Annotated in this window: 12 protein-coding genes and 1 pseudogene; 6 read left to right on the plus strand and 7 right to left on the minus strand. The window is 73.4% G+C overall.

The window, feature by feature from the left end; genetic code table 11:
* A partial coding sequence (locus tag MLV88_RS23135; RefSeq protein WP_243338756.1) for a DUF4292 domain-containing protein occupies positions 1-756 on the plus strand: 756 nt, incomplete at its 5' end.
* Between the two features lie 9 nt (positions 757-765).
* Here the strand turns inward: MLV88_RS23135 and MLV88_RS23140 are convergent.
* Together MLV88_RS23140 and MLV88_RS23145 are read right to left on the minus strand one after the other, a co-directional pair.
* Positions 766-3,327: a DEAD/DEAH box helicase gene (locus MLV88_RS23140; RefSeq protein WP_242339949.1), complete on the minus strand. Its 2,562-nt coding sequence runs from the start codon at positions 3,325-3,327 to the stop codon at positions 766-768.
* Between the two features lie 95 nt (positions 3,328-3,422).
* On the minus strand, positions 3,423-5,027 hold the full coding sequence (locus MLV88_RS23145) for a methyl-accepting chemotaxis protein (RefSeq protein ID WP_243338757.1): 1,605 nt from the start codon (positions 5,025-5,027) through the stop codon (positions 3,423-3,425).
* 187 nt (positions 5,028-5,214) lie between these two features.
* Between MLV88_RS23145 and MLV88_RS23150 the strand changes: the two genes are divergently transcribed.
* A complete protein-coding gene (locus tag MLV88_RS23150) occupies positions 5,215-6,321 on the plus strand; it encodes a methyl-accepting chemotaxis protein (RefSeq protein ID WP_243338758.1) in 1,107 nt (368 codons plus the stop codon).
* A gap of 18 nt (positions 6,322-6,339) precedes the next feature.
* Here the strand turns inward: MLV88_RS23150 and MLV88_RS23155 are convergent, their stop codons facing one another.
* From MLV88_RS23155 to acs, 5 genes are all read right to left on the minus strand, one after another.
* On the minus strand, positions 6,340-6,780 hold the full coding sequence (locus tag MLV88_RS23155) for a pyridoxamine 5'-phosphate oxidase family protein (RefSeq protein WP_242339952.1): 441 nt from the start codon (positions 6,778-6,780) through the stop codon (positions 6,340-6,342).
* Between the two features lie 70 nt (positions 6,781-6,850).
* Complete coding sequence (gene yfcF, locus MLV88_RS23160) at positions 6,851-7,495, minus strand: glutathione transferase (RefSeq protein WP_242339953.1); 645 nt, start codon at positions 7,493-7,495, stop codon at positions 6,851-6,853.
* Positions 7,496-7,686: 191 nt separating this feature from the next.
* Positions 7,687-8,424, minus strand: a complete 738-nt coding sequence (locus MLV88_RS23165; protein ID WP_242339954.1) for an FKBP-type peptidyl-prolyl cis-trans isomerase — start codon at positions 8,422-8,424, stop codon at positions 7,687-7,689.
* On the minus strand, positions 8,421-9,653 hold the full coding sequence (locus MLV88_RS23170; RefSeq protein ID WP_242339955.1) for an AI-2E family transporter: 1,233 nt from the start codon (positions 9,651-9,653) through the stop codon (positions 8,421-8,423). The genes MLV88_RS23165 and MLV88_RS23170 overlap by 4 nt, the downstream gene beginning before the upstream one ends.
* A gap of 50 nt (positions 9,654-9,703) precedes the next feature.
* Complete coding sequence (gene acs / locus MLV88_RS23175) at positions 9,704-11,599, minus strand: acetate--CoA ligase (RefSeq protein WP_242355076.1); 1,896 nt, start codon at positions 11,597-11,599, stop codon at positions 9,704-9,706.
* Between the two features lie 225 nt (positions 11,600-11,824).
* Between acs and MLV88_RS23180 the strand changes: the two genes are divergently transcribed.
* From MLV88_RS23180 to MLV88_RS23195, 4 genes and pseudogenes are all read left to right on the plus strand, one after another.
* On the plus strand, positions 11,825-12,778 hold the full coding sequence (locus tag MLV88_RS23180; protein WP_242339957.1) for a S66 peptidase family protein: 954 nt from the start codon (positions 11,825-11,827) through the stop codon (positions 12,776-12,778).
* Positions 12,775-13,947 (plus strand): serine hydrolase domain-containing protein, encoded by a 1,173-nt coding sequence (locus MLV88_RS23185; RefSeq protein ID WP_242339958.1) that lies wholly within the window; start codon positions 12,775-12,777, stop codon positions 13,945-13,947. The genes MLV88_RS23180 and MLV88_RS23185 overlap by 4 nt, the downstream gene beginning before the upstream one ends.
* A gap of 82 nt (positions 13,948-14,029) precedes the next feature.
* A complete protein-coding gene (gene mpl, locus MLV88_RS23190; protein WP_242339959.1) occupies positions 14,030-15,454 on the plus strand; it encodes a UDP-N-acetylmuramate:L-alanyl-gamma-D-glutamyl-meso-diaminopimelate ligase in 1,425 nt (474 codons plus the stop codon).
* Positions 15,455-16,097: 643 nt separating this feature from the next.
* Positions 16,098-16,248 (plus strand): annotated as a pseudogene (locus MLV88_RS23195) (HNH endonuclease); the annotation flags it as partial.

A 16,248-nucleotide genomic window follows, 5' to 3' on the forward strand; every position in this document is an offset into this window, starting at 1 on the left:
CGCACGCTCCCGCTCGCCCTCCTGCTCGCCGCCGCGCTCGCCGCACCGGTGGCGAGGGCCCGGCCCGTCCCCCCGGCGGCCGTGCGCTCCCCGCCCGCGAAGGGCGGCGCGCTCCCGCGCGAGGTGGCGGCGCTCGTCCGGCGCTGCGTCGAGGCCTACGGCGGCGAGGCCGCCCTCGCGCGCGCCGCGCGGAGCGTGCACGAGGGGACGGTGACCTCGCTCCTCCACCCCGGCGCGCCGGGCCGCATCGGCCGCGCCTACGCGCGCCCCGCCCGCCTGCGCGTCGAGGTGGCGTTCGGCGACGCGCAGGACGCGGAGATCCGCGTCCTCGACGGCGGGCGCGGGTGGCGTCGCGGGCAGGAGGTCACGGGGCCGCTCCTCACCTCGATGATCCTGCAGGCGGCGCGCATGGACCTGCCCGCGCTGCTCGCCGCGCCGGGCGCCCAGGTCTCGGCGCGCGGCACCCTCGCGCTCGGCGGCAAGGAGCTGCGGGTGCTCGCGCTCGAGCTCGCGCCGGGGGTCGTCGTCGAGGCGGCCATCGACCCCGACTCCGGCCGGATCCTGCGCTCGCGGGGGAGCGGGGCCGGGTCGGCGCCCGTCGAGTTCATCACGACCTACTCGGACTTCCGCACGGTGGACGGAGTGCTCGTGCCGTTCCACGAGGAGAACTGGGCGAACGGCAAGACGACCGGGGAGACGGTGCTCTCCCGCGTCGAGTTCCCCGCGTCCTTCCCGCCCGAGCTGTTCCGGCCGTAGCTCCGCCCGTCACGCCCCCACGCGCTGGAGCGACAGGAGCGGCAGGTCCGGGTCCCGCGGCGAGGTGAGGTCGATCTCGCACTGGATCATCCAGTCGACCTCTCCCTGCTCGTCCACGATCCGCTGGACCGCCTCCCAGCGCCGCGGCCCGAGCTCCTTCACGAACGTGTTGTGCGGGCGGCGCGCGGCCGGGGTCGTGTCGATCCGCTCGTGCTCGGCCCAGTACGGCGCCATCGCCTCCTCGAGGCGGGCCGGCGTGAGGTCGCCGCCCGGCGCGAGCGCGGCGACGGCGGCCGCGGCGTCCTTGCGGGCGAGCGCGACGAGCAGCGCGTGCAGCTCGGTGCGGATCCGCGCGGCGAACGCGCGCGGGTCGGCCCAGATCGGCGGCGGCCCGAGCGTCTCCGCGACGGCGGCGCGCGCGTCGACCACCCGCGCCTGGTATGCCGGGTCGCGCATCCGCTCCCACTCGTCGATGAGCGAGGAGTCGACGCCGCGGACGGTGGCGCGCAGGAAGGCGATGACGTCCAGGAGCGCGTCGTCCCGGTAGGTCTCCGGGACGGTCTGCACGAGCGTCTTGTAGGCCTCCGAGAGGTAGCGCAGCACGAGGCCCTCGGAGCGCTGCAGCTCGTACTCGCGCACGTAGTCGCCGAAGGTCATGAACCGCTCGACCATCTCTCGCGCGACCGACTTCGGGCGGATGTTCTCCTGCCCGACCCAGGGGTGCTTCGCGGCGAACTCGTTGAAGGTCGCGTAGACGAAGTCGCGGTTCGGCTTCGGGTACTCGACCTTCTCGAGCTCCGCCATCCGCTCGTCGTACTCCATCCCCTTCGCCTTCATCTCGGCGATGGCCTCGCCCCGCGCCCTGTCGAGCTGCTTCCACAAGATGACGTCCGGGTCCTCCAGGATCGACTCGACCGTCGAGAGCACGTCGAGGGCGTAGGTCTCGCGCTCGGCGGGGATGCGCGGCAGCGTGTCGAGCAGGTAGAGCGCGAGCGTGTGGAAGAGCGAGAAGTCCTTCTGCAGGCCGCGCGAGGGGCGCACGTAGGCGCCCCGGTAGCCGTCGACGCGGCGGACCTCCACGAGCCCCGCCCCGCGGAGCGTGCGGAAGCGCTGCGCCGCGAGCCGGCGGTGCTTCGCGCGGACGTGGTCGTTCCCGTGCGAGCGCCCGATGAGCGCGACGAGGCGGCCGTAGCCGCCGCCGACCCGCGAGGTCTCGCTCTGCAGGAGGTTCACGAGGAGGCCGAAGGTCGGATCGAACCGGCTCTCGAGCGGCTCCGGCTCCTTCTGGATGAGCTTCTCGAAGGTGCTCCTGTCGAAGTGGACGTAGCCCTTCGTCGGCGGCTGCTTCTTCACCACCTTCTTGCCGGCGGCGGCCTTCTCGGCGAGCTTCTTGTTCTCGATGACGTGCTCGGGCGCCTGCGCCACCACGAAGCCGCGCTCGTCGAACCCCTTGCGCCCCGCGCGCCCGGCGATCTGGTGGAAGTCGCGCGCCGAGAGGATCCCCGTCTTCTGCCCGTCGAACTTGCAGAGCTGGGTGAACAGCACCGTGCGGATGGGGATGTTCACGCCCATGCCGAGGGTGTCGGTCCCCGAGACGACCTTGAGGAGCCCGCCCTGGGCGAGCTTCTCGACGAGGAGCCGGTACTTGGGGAGGAGCCCCGCGTGGTGGAGCCCGATGCCGTGCCGGAGGAAGCGCTGCAGGTCCTTGCCGTAGGGCGAGTCGAAGCGCACGCCCTCCAGCATCGCGGCGATGCGCGCCTTCTCCTCCTTCGAGGAGAAGTTCGCGCTCATGAGGTTCTGCGCCTGCTCGGCCGCGGCGCGCTGCGTGAAGTTGACGAGGTAGATGGGGGCGCGGTTCGCCGTGACGAGCGCCTCCAGCGTCTCGTGCAGCGGCGTCTCCCGGTACTCGTACTCCAGCGGCACCGGCCGCGCCGCGTGGCGCACCGCCGCCACCTCGCGCCCCGTCACCTGCCGGAGCGACTCCTCGATCGCGCGCGTGTCGCCGAGCGTCGCGGACATGAGGAGGAAGCGCGTGTCCTCGAGCGCGAGCAGCGGCACCTGCCAGGCGACGCCGCGCTCCCGATCGCCGTAGTAGTGGAACTCGTCCATGACGACCGCGTCCACGCGGGGGCCGGCCTCGCGCACCGCGAGGTTCATGAGGATCTCGGCGGTGCAGCAGACGATGGGCGCGTCGCGGTTCACCGCGCCGTCGCCCGTCATCATCCCCACGTTGTCCGGGCCGAACAGCCGGCACAGGTCGAAGAACTTCTCGTTGACGAGCGCCTTGATCGGGCAGGTGTAGAAGGACCGCTTCCCCTCGGCCATCGCCTGGAAGTGCAGGAACGTCGCGACGAGCGACTTGCCCGAGCCGGTGGGCGTGTTGAGGACGAGGTGGCGCTCGTCGAGGAGCTGGAGGATCGCCTCCTCCTGGTGCGGGTACAGCGTGAGGCCGGTGGCGCCCACCCACGAGACGAAGCGGTCGAGCACGGCGTCGGGAGCGAGGGTCTCGCCCGGCGACGGGAGGAGCGCGGCGAGGGGGGCCTCGCCCGGGGTGGCGGCGGCGGTGGTCATGGGCGGAGGCTTTCGTACCGCGCGCCGGCCGCCGGCGCCAGGGCGGACCGGCGCGGCGCCGCGGCGCGGGCTGCCCCGGACGGCGGACGGTGCCCCTAGACCCGGAACCCGTCGGCGATCGCCGAGATGCGCGCCGCGGTCGCGGTCAGCTCCTGCGCGGCGCCCTGCAGCAGCTGCACGCGCGCGACCGTCTCCTCCATCCCGCGGTCGAGGTCCCGCATCGCGCCGGCGATCTGCGCGACCCCCTGTGACTGCTGCTGGACCGCGGTCGCGATCTGCAGCGCCGCGTCGCTCGTCTCCCGCACGAACGCCCCGATCTCGCGCAGGCTGTCCCCGGAGGCGCGGATCCGCGCGACCGAGCTCTCCATGCCGCGCGTCCCGCTCTCGGTCGTGTCGAGCGTCGCCCGCACCGCGCCCACGATGTCCTCGACGATCCGGGCGATGCGGCCCGCGCTCTGGCCCGACTGCTCGGCGAGGGCGCGCACCTCGGCGGCGACCACGCCGAACCCCTTGCCCGCCTCGCCGGCGCGCGCCGCCTCGATAGAGGCGTTCATCGAGAGCACGTGCGACTGCACCGACAGGTCGCGGACGGTCTCCACGATGTCGCTCACCTGCTGCGTCTGATCGAGGAGGCGCGACGACCGGCCGAGGATCTCCCCGACCGCCGCCTGGATCCGGTGCAAGCCCTCCACGCTCACCTCGGCGGCGGACTGCCCCTCGCTCGACAGCTCCGCCGCGCGCCGGGCGACGTCGAGCACGGAGGCGGCGCGGCTCGCCGCGACGGCGGAGGTCTGCTCGAGCTCCCGCGTCGTCGCGCTCGTCTCCGAGACGCCCGCCGCCTGGCGCTCGAGGATCGCGTTCTGCGCGCGGGCGTGCTCCGCGAGCCGCTCCGCGGCGCCCCCGAGCTCGGTGGACGAGCGCTTGAGCGCGGCGACGATCTGGCGGAGCCGGTCGTTCATGCGCCGGAAGCTGAAGGCGAGCGTCCCGATCTCGTCGCCGGTGCGCAGGTCGATGTCGTGCGTGAGGTCGCCGTCGGCGATGCGGAGCGCGGCGCGGTTGAGCGCCATCACCGGGCGGGAGAGGCGCCAGGCGAGCACCCAGGCGAGCACGGCGGAGCCGACGGCCGCCGCGAGCAGGATCGCCGCGCTCACCACGATGGCGCGGCGCTGCAGGTCCCGCGCCGCCTGGAACCCGCTCGCCATCGCCTGCCGCGCCCGCTGCGTCTCCGCCGCGAGCGCGTCCTTCACGGCGAGGAAGCGGGCCGACGCCGCGCGCGCAGTCGCGTCGTCGGCCGGCGCGGTCGTGGCCCGCACGCGCGCCGCCGCGCGCTCCCGGGCCGCGACGTACCAGCCCTGGAGCCCGTCCACGAGCATCGCCGCGCGATCGTCGTCCACGGACCGCGTCGGCGCGGCGGCGAGCCGCGCGAGGAGGTCCTCCTGGAGCACGTCGGCCGCCTCGAGCGCGCTCGGGTCGCGCTGCTCCGACGCCTCCTCGAGCTGCCGCTGCACCCGCGCGAGGCTCGTCTCCAGATCCAGGAAGAGCTGGAGCGTGGGGAACTCCCGGGTCTCCACGCGCCGGAGCTCGTCCGCGGCCGACGAGGAGAGCCGGGAGGAGACCGCGGTGGCGAGCAGGGTCGCGACGGCCGCGATGAGCGACGGGGCCACGATCTTCTGGCGGAACGAGAGGGCGAGCGGGCGCATGGTCCGCGCGGAGGATAGCATCCCCGTCCGCGCTGCCCGAGCGGACCGACGGCGCGGGCCCGACCGTGCCACGCGGACCGCGGAGGTGCGACGTCGCGGCGCGCGGTCGACCGGCCGGGAGTGTGGCGGGGCGGAGGGCGTTGCAGCACAATCCGGCGGCACCCGGGACGAGGGGGACGGCGGCGACATGAAGCGGCTCGGCTACGACTGGTTCGGTGCGCTCATCGGCGTGGGGCTGCCCGTGGTGGCGACGCTCGTCGAGGCGTATCGCCACCTCGGCACGCTCGCGCCCGGCGCGCTCGTCCACACCCACCTGCACCAGCCGCTCCTCTGGCTCATGGACACGACGCCCTTCGTCCTCGGCGCGGTCGGCAGGCTCGTGGAGCGGCAGCGCGGCGAGCTCCTCCGCCAGAGCGCGGAGATCGTGCGCCAGAGCGACGAGATCGTCCGGCTGGAGCAGGCGCGCCGCGAGAGCTTCGATCGCACGGCGAAGGAGCTCTTCCACGCGGCGCAGGGGCTGCTCGGGAACGTCGCGGCGTTCACCCGCACGAGCTCCGGGGCGGCCGCGAGCGTCCGCGAGACCACCTCCGCGATGAGCCAGCTCTCCCAGAGCGCCAGCTCCGCGGCGCTCACCGCGGAGACGGTGATCGGCCTCGCCGTCCAGGCGGAGCGCCAGAGCGCGCATGGCCTCGCGCAGGCGAAGGCCTCCGGCGCGGAGCTCCTGCGGCTCGCCGAGGAGGTCCGCGGCCTGTCGCGGCAGATCGAGGCGCTCGACGCGCGGATGCGCGACGTCTACGACCTCGGCGATCTCCTGCGCGACGTGGCGGACCGCTCCGAGCAGCTCGCGGACGGGGCCGCCGGCATCGCGGCGCGCGCCCCCGGCGCGGAGGGGCTCGCGGACGTGGCCGAGCGGCTGCGCCGCCAGGGCGCCGAGACCCGCAGCGCCGCCGCCCAGGCGCGCCAGACCCTCGCGGACGTGCACCGGGCGATGCTCGACGCGGTGAGCGCCGCGGAGGGGGGCATCGCGCACGCCCAGCTCGGCGCCTCCGCCGCGATCCGCACCGCCGAGACGATCCGCGGGCTCGCGACCGCCCTCTCGGAGTCGTCCCGCGCGGCGCGGGAGATCGCGCGCGTCGCGCAGCAGCAGGAGGGCGCGATCGAGCAGGTGCTGAAGGCGATGAACGAGATCGCCCACGCCACCGACGACACGCTCGCCTCGACGCGCGAGGTCGACCGCGAGGCGCGCGCGCTGAACGAGCTCGCGACGTTCCTGAGGGCGGCGACGAAGTCCTGACCCGCGGCGCGGGCGCCGTCAGCGCCGCCGCGGCGCGCTGAACAGCACCTCGAGCTTCCCGGTCCGGCCGTCGCACCGCTCGACGTGCTCGGGGATGACCCGCAGGAGCGCGAGCTCGCGCTGCTCCGGCCCCTCGGGGAACCAGCGCACCCACGACGGATCCCAGAGCTCCTGCGCGAGCTTCTTGTCCTTCAGCACCTCTCCCCGGCCGGACACCGAGACCGTCGTCCCGTCGGCGGCGTCGAAGAACGCGAGCGCGCAGCGGGCGTCGGCCTCGAGGTCCTTGCACTTGCTCGACGCGACCGAGGTCGCGAACCAGATCTCCTCGCCGCGCACCTGCTGGCGCATCGCCATGGGGCGGGCGTGGAGGTGGCCGTCCTCCGCGCCGCGCGTCGTCAGGATCGCGGTCCGGTAGCCGGAGAGGAGCGTGGCGTACCCGTGGGGATCGTCGGAGGCCATGCTCGAATCATGGGGGCTGCGGCGCGCGCGGACGCGCGCCGGTTGGGGGCCTCGGGGGCTCGTGCGCCGCTCAGGCCCTGTCCTTCCAGCGCGTGTGCCCGAGCCACTCGCGGACGGAGGGGCGGGCGAAGATGGCGCGCGCGTAGTCGGCGAGCCGCTCCGGGCAGGGGTCGTGGTTCGCCGCGAGGCGCTGGAGCATGAGCGCGAGGTCGGCGTCCGCGGGCGTGAACGCGCCGGTGAGGAACGACGCTCCGGCCGGCAGCGCGCGGTCCGCCATGCGGACGAGCCGCTCGGCGTCGGCGCGCCCGACCGCCGTGAGGGGCTTCGCGGGCTCACCCGAGAAGAAGGTCGAGGTCGGCCGCTCGGCGCGCAGCGCCCCGAGGTCGCTCCGGACGAGCGCCTGGATCATGCGGACCTTCGCGCGGGCGCGGGGGTCGGCGGGGTAGAGCCGGGGATACGCCGGCGGGCCGAACGCCTCGTCCACGTACTCGTCGATCGCCGACGACTCGGCGAGCCAGAAGTCCCCGTGCCGCAGCGCCGGCACCCGCCCGGTGATCGACGCGTCGGCGTACTCGGGGCGCTGGTGCTCCCGCCGCTCGAGCGACAGGAGCTCCATCCGGAACGGCACGCCCTTCTCCTTCAGGGTGACGAACGCGGAGAACGCGTAGGGGCTCGTCCAGCTGTCGGTGCCGTAGAGGATGAGTTCGTCGGCCATGGCGATGAACGGTAACGCCGGACGGAAGCCCCGTTCACCCCTAACGCGAGCCGTGCGGCAGAGCGCCCTAGCGGGGCACAGGTGCCGTTACCCAGGGAGGGCCCCGCCGAGCAGGGGTGGGGCCCCGGCGACGGCGGTCAGCCGTCGACGGGGCGGGGGCGGCAGCCCCCGTTCAAATGCCCAAGCCCCCGCTACTTGACGATATCCAGGAGCTCGATCTCGAACGTGAGGACCGCGTTGCCCGGGATGACCGGCGGGCGGCCCTGGGCGCCGTAGGCGATGTCGGACGGGCACACGAGCTTGGCCTTGCCGCCGACCTTCATCTTCTGGAGCCCCTCCGTCCAGCACTTGATGACGCCGCCGAGCGGGAACTCCGCCGGCTGGCCGCGCTGCACCGAGCTGTCGAACACCTTCCCGTTCACGAGCGTGCCCGTGTAGTGGACCTTCACCTTGTCGGCGGCGGTCGGGGTCGCGCCCGTGCCCTCCTTGATGGGGAGGACGATCGCGCCGGACGCCGTCTTGATGGCGCCCTTCTCGCCCGCGGCCTTGGCGAGGAACGCCGGGCCGGACTCCTTCTCCTTCGCGGACGCGGCCGCGTTCGCCTTCTCCATGCGCGCGCGGGCGAAGTCGTTCACCGCCTGCCCCGTCTTGGGATCGAGGTCCGTCTTCGCCTTGCCCGTGGCGCCGTCGCGGATGCCCTTCATGACGATCTCGAGCTCGGCGGGGGAGAGGGCGAACACCTGCAGGCTGTTCGCGACCGCGAGGCCGACCGAGTAGAGCGTCTTCTCGGTGTCCGCCGGGCTCTCCTTCTGCGCGCCGGCGGCCGGGGCCGGGGCAGGGGCGGGCTTCTTCTCGGCCGCCTTGCCGGTCTGGGCGTGCGCGGAGGCCGCGAGCGAGAGCGCGGCGAGCAGGGCGAGTGACTTCTTCATGTGGAGCTTCCTTTCGTGTGCGGCGCTTCGAGCGTCGCGTCCTGCGGGGTCGCTGCGGGCACCGCGCGAGCCTCGGCGGCGCGAGCGTCGAGCTCCGCCAGCTTGCGGTGCAGGAACCTGAAGATCGCGACGAACACGCTCGCCACGGGGACCGCGAGCAGCGCGCCGACGAGCCCCCAGGTGCGCTCGCCGATGACGAGCGCGAGGACGATGAGCACGGGGTGGATCTTGGAGGCGTCCCCCATGATCTTGGGGTTCAGGACGTACGCCTCGAGCGCGTGGATGACGAGGATCCACCCGAGCGCCAGCGCGGCCTTCGAGAGGCCGCCCGCGGTGAGGGCGAGCAGCACGATCGGGACCGAGGAGAGGATCGTGCCGAAGATCGGGACCACGTAGAGGACGGTCGCGAGGGCGGCGAGCGCGAACGCGAACGGCACGGGGATGAGCAGGAGGCCGACGAGCGTGAGCGTGCCGTTCACGACCATGATCGTGAGCTGGCCGCGCACAACGCCGGAGAGGCCCGAGTCGATGCCGCGCAGGAGCCGCCGGAAGTCGTCGCGCAGGTTGCGCGGCACGAGGGACTCGAAGAACCGCACGATGCGCGGCGCGTCCATCGAGATGAACGCGGTGAGCATGAAGAGCAGGATGCAGAAGAACAGCGTCTGGATGGTGCCCGCGATGACGAGGCGCGAGAACGAGACCACGTCGCCGACGCGCCCGCGCATGCCCTCGCTGGCGTGGTGCAGCGCGTCGGCGATCCCCGCCGCGAGGTCCACCGAGAAGCGCGCCCCCTGGCGCGTCCCCTCGTAGGGCAGCACGTCGACGGGGATCCCGTAGCGCTCGAGGAACGCGTCCATGCTGCGCACCCAGCCCTCGATCTTCTCGGGCGTGATGCTCGCGAGGAAGTCGCGCAGCTCGACGAGGCCGCGGACCGCCTCGCGGTAGATCTGCGGCAGGATCGAGACGCCCGCGAGGTAGGCGAGCGCTCCGAGCGCGGCGTACACCACGAGCACCGCGGTCCAGCGCGGGACGGGGCGCCCGGCGACGCGCGTGCGCGAGAGCCGCGAGATGAGCGGATCGAGCACGTAGGCCGCGAGCGCCGCGAGCACGAAGGGCAGGAGCACCGGCCACGCGATCAGGAAGATCGCGAGGACGAGCGCCCAGACCACCGCCGTCAGCGCGATGAGCTGCGCGCGGGGTCTCTTCCAGAGCGGTGCGCGGAACGGCATCGGCGCGCGAGTATCCCCCATCGTCCGGCCGGGCGCCGCCCGAAACTTCCTCACTCCTCCAGGGTCGACACGTCACCTTCCGGGAGGCCCTGCGCGCGGGCCTTCAGCACGCGGCGCATGATCTTGCCGGAGCGGGTCTTCGGCAGCGCGTCGACGAAGATCACCTTCTCGGGCCGCACGATGGGGCCGAGGTGCTGGGCGACGTGGTTCTTCACCTCGTCCTCGAGCTCCGGGCTCGCCTTGAAGCCCTGGCGCAGCAGGCAGTAGCCGTGGATCGCCTGTCCCTTCACCTCGTGGGGCAGCCCGATCACGGCCGCCTCCGCGACGGCCGGGTGGGAGACGAGCGCGCTCTCGATCTCCGCGGTGCCGAGCCGGTAGCCCGACACCTTGATGACGTCGTCGGTGCGGCCGATCACCCAGAAGTACCCGTCGCGATCGCGCTTGGCGGAGTCGCCCGCCATGTACTTGCCGGGGTACTTGCCCCAGTACGTGCGCACGAAGCGCTCCGGGTCCCGGTAGATGGTCATCGCCATCGCGGGCCAGGGCTTCTCGAGGACGAGGAAGCCCTCCTCGCCGTCGGCGACGGCCTTGCCCTGCTCGTCGAGGATGGACGCCTCCTGCCCGAAGAACGGCTTCGCGGCGGAGCCCGGCTTGAGCGGGAGCGACGGGACCGGGGTGATCTGGAACATCCCGGTCTCGGTCTGCCACCAGGTGTCCATGATCGGGCAGCGGCCCTTCCCGATGACGCGGTGGTACCACTTCCACGCCTCGGGGTTGATCGGCTCGCCGACCGATCCCAGGATCCGCAGCGTGGAGAGATCGTGGCGGTTCGGCCAGGACTCACCGAAGCGCATCAGGCCGCGGATGGCGGTCGGCGCGGTGTAGAGGATCGTGATCCCGTACTTCTCGACGAGCGACCACCAGCGGTTCGGGTACGGGTAGGTCGGCGCGCCCTCGTAGATGAACGTCGTCGCGCCCATGAGCAGCGGCCCGTACACGATGTAGCTGTGGCCCGTGACCCAGCCCGGATCCGCGGCGCACCAGTAGCGGTCCTCGTCCTTCACGTCGAAGACGTACTTGAGCGTCGAGTAGATCCCGACCATGTAGCCGCCGTGCCCGTGGATGAGCCCCTTGGGCTTGCCGGTCGTGCCGGAGGTGTAGAGCACGTAGAGCGGGTCGGACGACTCCATCACCTCGGTCGGGCAGTGGCCCGTGGCGAGGGGGAGCTTCATGAGCTCGTGGTACCAGTAGTCGCGCCCCGGCTCCATCCGCACCTCGTGCCCGGTGCGCTGCACGACGATGACCGTCTCCACGGTGGGGCAGCGCCGGACCGCGTCGTCGACGGTCTTCTTGAGCTCGACGACCTTGCCGTTCATGAACCCGCCGTCGGCGGTCACGACGACCTTCGACTCGGAGTCCTCGATGCGCCCCTGCAGCGCGTCGACCGAGAACCCGCCGTAGACCACCGAGTGGATCGCCCCGATCTTGGCGGCCGCCAGCATCGCGATGACGATCTCGGGGATGCGCGGCATGTAGATCGTGACGCGATCGCCCTTCTTCACCCCCATGGCCTTGAGGACGTTCGCGAACTTCGAGACGTCGCGGTTCAGCGCGAAGTACGAGTAGGTGCGGACCTCGCCCTTCTCGCCGACCCACACGAGCGAGAGCTTGTTCTTTCGCCAGGTGCGCTGGTGTCGATCCAGGCAGTTGTGGACGATGTTCGTCTGGGCGCCCTTGAACCACTTGAAGAACGGCCGCTCGGACTGATCGAGGACCTTGTCCCACTTGCGGTACCACTCGAGCTCCTCGGCCTCGGCGGCCCAGAAGCCCTCGAGATCGTCGGCGGCGCGGCGCGCGAGCGCCTCCCAGTCCTTCACGCGGGCCTGGGCGACGACCTCGGCGGAAGGGGAGAAGACCTCACCCTCGAGCTCCTGCGGGTTCTTCATGACGCGACTCCTTTTGCTCCCGGGCGCCGGCCCGCGGCGGACCGCCGGAGAGCGGGGGGTGTCCATGGGTGTAGCCGAAAAGAATTCTCAGAGCAGGGTAGCGAAAGCCGGTCCCGAGTGGGGGGCGATCGTCGCGCCGCCCCTGGGAGGCCGCTCACAACCTCGTGACGCGGCGCGGCGCGCCGTCTCGACCGGACCTCCGCACGCGGTTATCCTCGGAGCGCCGTGATCCTCCCCCCCGCGCTGCGTCCCGGAGACGTCGTCCGCGTCATCGCCCCGTCGAGCTCGTTCGACCCGGATCCGTTCGAGCGCGGGCTCACCGTGCTCTCCGCGCGGCTCGGGCTGCGGCCGCGCATGCGCGCCGACGTGGCGGCGCGCTGGCGCTACCTCGCCGGCGACGACGCGCGCCGCGCGGAGGAGTGGCGCGAGGCGGTCGCCGATCCCGAGGCGCGCGCGATCGTCTGCGCGCGCGGCGGCTACGGGGCCCTGCGCATCCTCCCGGCGATCGACCCGGCGCCGCTCCTCGCCCGCCCGAAGCTCCTCGTGGGCTTCTCCGACATCACGGCGCTGCACGCGCTCCTGAACCGCGCAGGCCTCGCGACCGTGCACGGGCCGGGCGTGACCCAGCTCCCGCGGCTGCCCGAGGAGGCGCTCCAGCACCTCGAGGCGCTGCTCCGCCGGAGCGCGCCGCCCGCCGGGAGCGCGCCGCCCGCGCCGGGCGCGGGGCTCGTGGGGCGCGCCACCGTGCGGCCCGGGCGCGCCTCCGGCCCGCTCCTCGGCGGCTCTCTCACGCTCCTCTCGCACCTCGCCGGCACCCCCTACGCGCCGCGCCTCGAGGGCGCGATCCTCTTCCTCGAGGACGTGGCCGAGAAGCCCTACCGGCTCGACCGCTACCTCACGCACCTCGCCCTCGCCGGCGCGCTCCGCGGCGTCGCCGGGATCGCCGTGGGCCAGCTCACCGGCTGCGACGACGCCAACGCGCACGGCGCCGACGTGGTCCGGGAGGCGATCCTCGCGCTCGGCGTCCCCGCCATCGAGGGGCTCCCCGCCGGGCACGAGGACGCGAACTTCGCGCTCCCGCTCGGCGCGCGGGCCACGCTCGTCGCGCCGGCGCCTGGCGAGGGCGGCGCGCCGCGCCTCGTCTTCGACGGCTGGACGGACGGGGGGGGCGCCGCGTGACCGCGGTGCTCGCGCCCGTCGTGGGCGTGCTCGAGGCCGGCCATCGCGAGGGTGTCGGGGGAGCGCTGTCGGCCGCGGTGATCGCCGGGGGCCGGCTCGTGCACGCGAGCTGCCACGGCGCGCTCGACGGGCCGGGCCCTCGCGCCTTGCGGGCCGACGATCTCTTCGACGTCGCCTCGCTCACCAAGGTGATGGCGACGACCACGCTCGCGGCGCAGCTCGCGGGCGCGGGGGCGCTCCGGCTCGACGTGCCCGTCGCGGAGACGCTCCCTGGCTTCGAGGCGGCCGGCAAGGGAGCGGTCACCGCGCGCCACCTGCTCTCGCACGCGAGCGGGCTCCCGGAGTGGCGGCCCTACTTCGAGCACGCCGCGCGAGATCCGGTCGCGGGCCAGGCTTTCCTGCCCCCCCGCGAGCGGCCTCCGCCGCCGCTCCTCGCCGCGGCGGCGGTCCGGGGCCGCGCGATCGTGCGGGAGCTCGTCCTCGCCGAGGCGCTGGAGGCGCCGCCCGGCGCGCGGGCCGTGTACGGCGATCCCGGCTTCATCGCGCTGGGCCTCGCGATCGAGGCGCTCGCCGGGACGCCGCTCGCCGGGCTCGCCGAGCGGCGCGTGTTCGGCCCGCTGGGCCTCGCATCGACGGGCTTCCTCGACGCCGCCCATCCCGCACCCGCCGTCGGCCGGGTCTTCGTCCCGACGGGTCGGAGCGCCCCGCGGCGCGAGGACCTGTGCGGCACGGTGAACGACGACAACGCCTGGGCGATGGGCGGAGTGGCCGGCCACGCGGGCGTCTTCTCCACCGCTGCCGACGTCGCCGCGCTCGGCCAGGCGTGGCTCGACGCGCTGTCGGGCGGGCGCGGCCCCATCCCTTGCGACGCCGCCCGGGAGTTCGCCCGTCGCGACGTCACGACCCCTGGCAGCGCGCGCGCCCTCGGCTGGGACACGCCGAGCGGGGCGGCGCCGGCGATCGGCAGCCGCCTCGGGCGCGGCCCCCGGGGCGCCATCGGGCACCTCGGCTACACCGGCTGCTCGCTCTGGATCGACCTCGACGCGGGCGTGGTCTGCGCCCTGCTCACGAACCACGTCCACCCCTCCGGAAAGTCGGACAAGCCGCGAATCCGCGAGCTGCGCCGCCGGTTCCATGACGCGGTGGCGGAGGGGCTGGGGATCGGGTAGAGGGCGTCGGGGTCGAGGTCGGGTCGAGGTCGAGGTCGGGGTGGGGATCGAGGTCGAGGTGTCGTTCAAGGAGAGCCGCAGCGTGATCGACTGGTCGCAGGTGAAGCGCATCCACCTCATCGGCGTGGCGGGCACCGGCATGGGCTCGTTCGCGGGGATGCTCAAGGCGGCGGGGTACGCGGTGACGGGCTCGGACGAGAACGTCTACCCGCCCATGTCCACGCAGCTCGAGCGCTGGGGCATCGAGGTGATGACGCCCTACGACCCGCGCAACCTCGATCGCGCGCGCCCGGACCTCGTCGTGGTCGGCAACGTCGTCCGCAGCGTGAACCCCGAGGCCGCGGCGATGCGCGAGCGCGCGCTGCCCCACGTCTCGTTCCCGCAGGCGCTCGGCGAGGCGTTCATCGGCCCGCGGCACGGCGTGGTGGTGGTGGGCACGCACGGGAAGACCACCACCTCGGCGATGATGGGCTTCCTCCTGCACCACGCCGGGCGCGACCCCTCCTTCCTCGTGGGCGGGGTGACGCGAGACTTCGACTCGAACTACCGGCTCGGCGCGGGCCCGCACTTCGCGGTCGAGGGGGACGAGTACGACACGGCCTACTTCGACAAGGGCCCCAAGTTCCTCCACTACCGCCCGCGCACCGCGATCTTCACGAGCTGCGAGCTCGACCACGCCGACATCTACCGCGACGAGGCGCACTACGAGAGCGCGTTCGAGCGCTTCGTCGAGATCCTCCCGGCGGACGGGTTCCTCGCCGCCTGCGCGAGCTACGAGAGCGTGCTCCGCATCGCGCGCGGCGCGCGGTGCCGCGTGGAGACCTACTCGGTCGATCGCCCGGGGGCGGACTGGGAGGCGCGCGGGCTCGCCCTCTCGCCCGACGGGGCGCGGTTCACGCTCGTGCGCAAGGGGGACGCGCTCGCCGAGGTGCTGCTCCCGGTGGGCGGCGCCCACAACGTCGAGAACGCGCTCGGCGTGGCCGCGGCCGCCACCGCCCTCGGGCTCTCCCCCGCGGAGATCGCCGCCGGCCTCGGCGCCTTCCACGGCGTGAAGCGCCGCCAGGAGGTGCGCGGCAAGGCGGGCGGCGTCACGGTGATCGACGACTTCGCCCACCACCCGCGCGCCGTGCAGAAGACGCTCGCGGCGATCCGCGGCGCCTACCCCGGCGCGCGCCTCCTCGCCGCGTTCGAGCCGCGCTCCAACACGAGCCGCCGGAACCTGCACCAGCGCGAGTACGCCTCGAAGGACACCTGGGCGGACGCCGCCGAGGTGTTCCTGCTCCGGCCCGCGCCGACGGACCGCGTGCCGGAGAGCGAGCGGCTCGACGTGGACGCCCTCGTCCGCGACCTCTCCGCCGCCGGCAAGCCGGCCCGCGCCTTCACGAGCGTCGACGAGATGGTCCCCGCGATCGCCGCGGCGAGCCGCACGGGCGACGCGGTGGTCGCCATGTCGAACGGCGCGTTCGGGGGCATCTGGGGGAAGCTTCTCGACGCGCTCGGCCGCTGAGCGCCGCGAGGCGACGGAGACCGGAGCCGAGGCGGGCAACCGCAGCGACGCGCGCCGAGGCGTACTGCTTCCGTCTCAATCATTCGTCACAAGTGCGGGTACTCGCCGGACGAGCGGCGGGTGTTTCGACCACGGTTCCCGTGCGCATGGCGGATTCGGGGCATCGACGGGGTCGGCGCACGCGCTCGTGCTCGACCCCCGATGAACGCGGGAAGGCGGCGGAGCAGGCGAGCGTCTCGTCGTGTCGAACCGGGCGCAGCGACGGCGTGACTTCGCGCGGGGTGCGCGCGGACTTCTCGAAGGCGTTTCCGCGGCTCGAGGTCGACCGTATTCACCTGGGGTGACAACTGTCGCCAGCGGTAGTGCCGGCCGGTGCCGCGGCTCTTCTCGCGACGAGGCAAGACGTCCCAGATGCGGTGGGTGAGACATTTCCCATTGACGCCTTCTCGCCTCGATCGTGGTCCGGAATAGGAGCCGGCGCGGAAGACCGCTCTCGCGCACGCGCCTCGCGCGTGGCAGGCGCGCCGACCGCCGGAGTGCCTCGACGAGGGCGCCGTGGAGAAAGCCGCGCAGACACGAGCCTGGAGCGTCTCCGGAGCCCTGAAAATCGCGTGCTACGAAGGGTGTACTGGAGGTGCACCCTATGTCTGCGCTCACCCCCGCTTCTCTCGAGTCGAACGTTCTCGCCCTGCGCCTGCGCGAGCTCGCCGGAGAGGAACGAAACGTCCAGGTCGACTTCCTCCTGCACCTCGACGAGTTCGATCGGCGCCGCGCCTTCGTTGAAGCCGGCCATG

Source organism: Anaeromyxobacter soli (assembly GCF_022808855.1).
Classification (GTDB): domain Bacteria; phylum Myxococcota; class Myxococcia; order Myxococcales; family Anaeromyxobacteraceae; genus Anaeromyxobacter; species Anaeromyxobacter soli.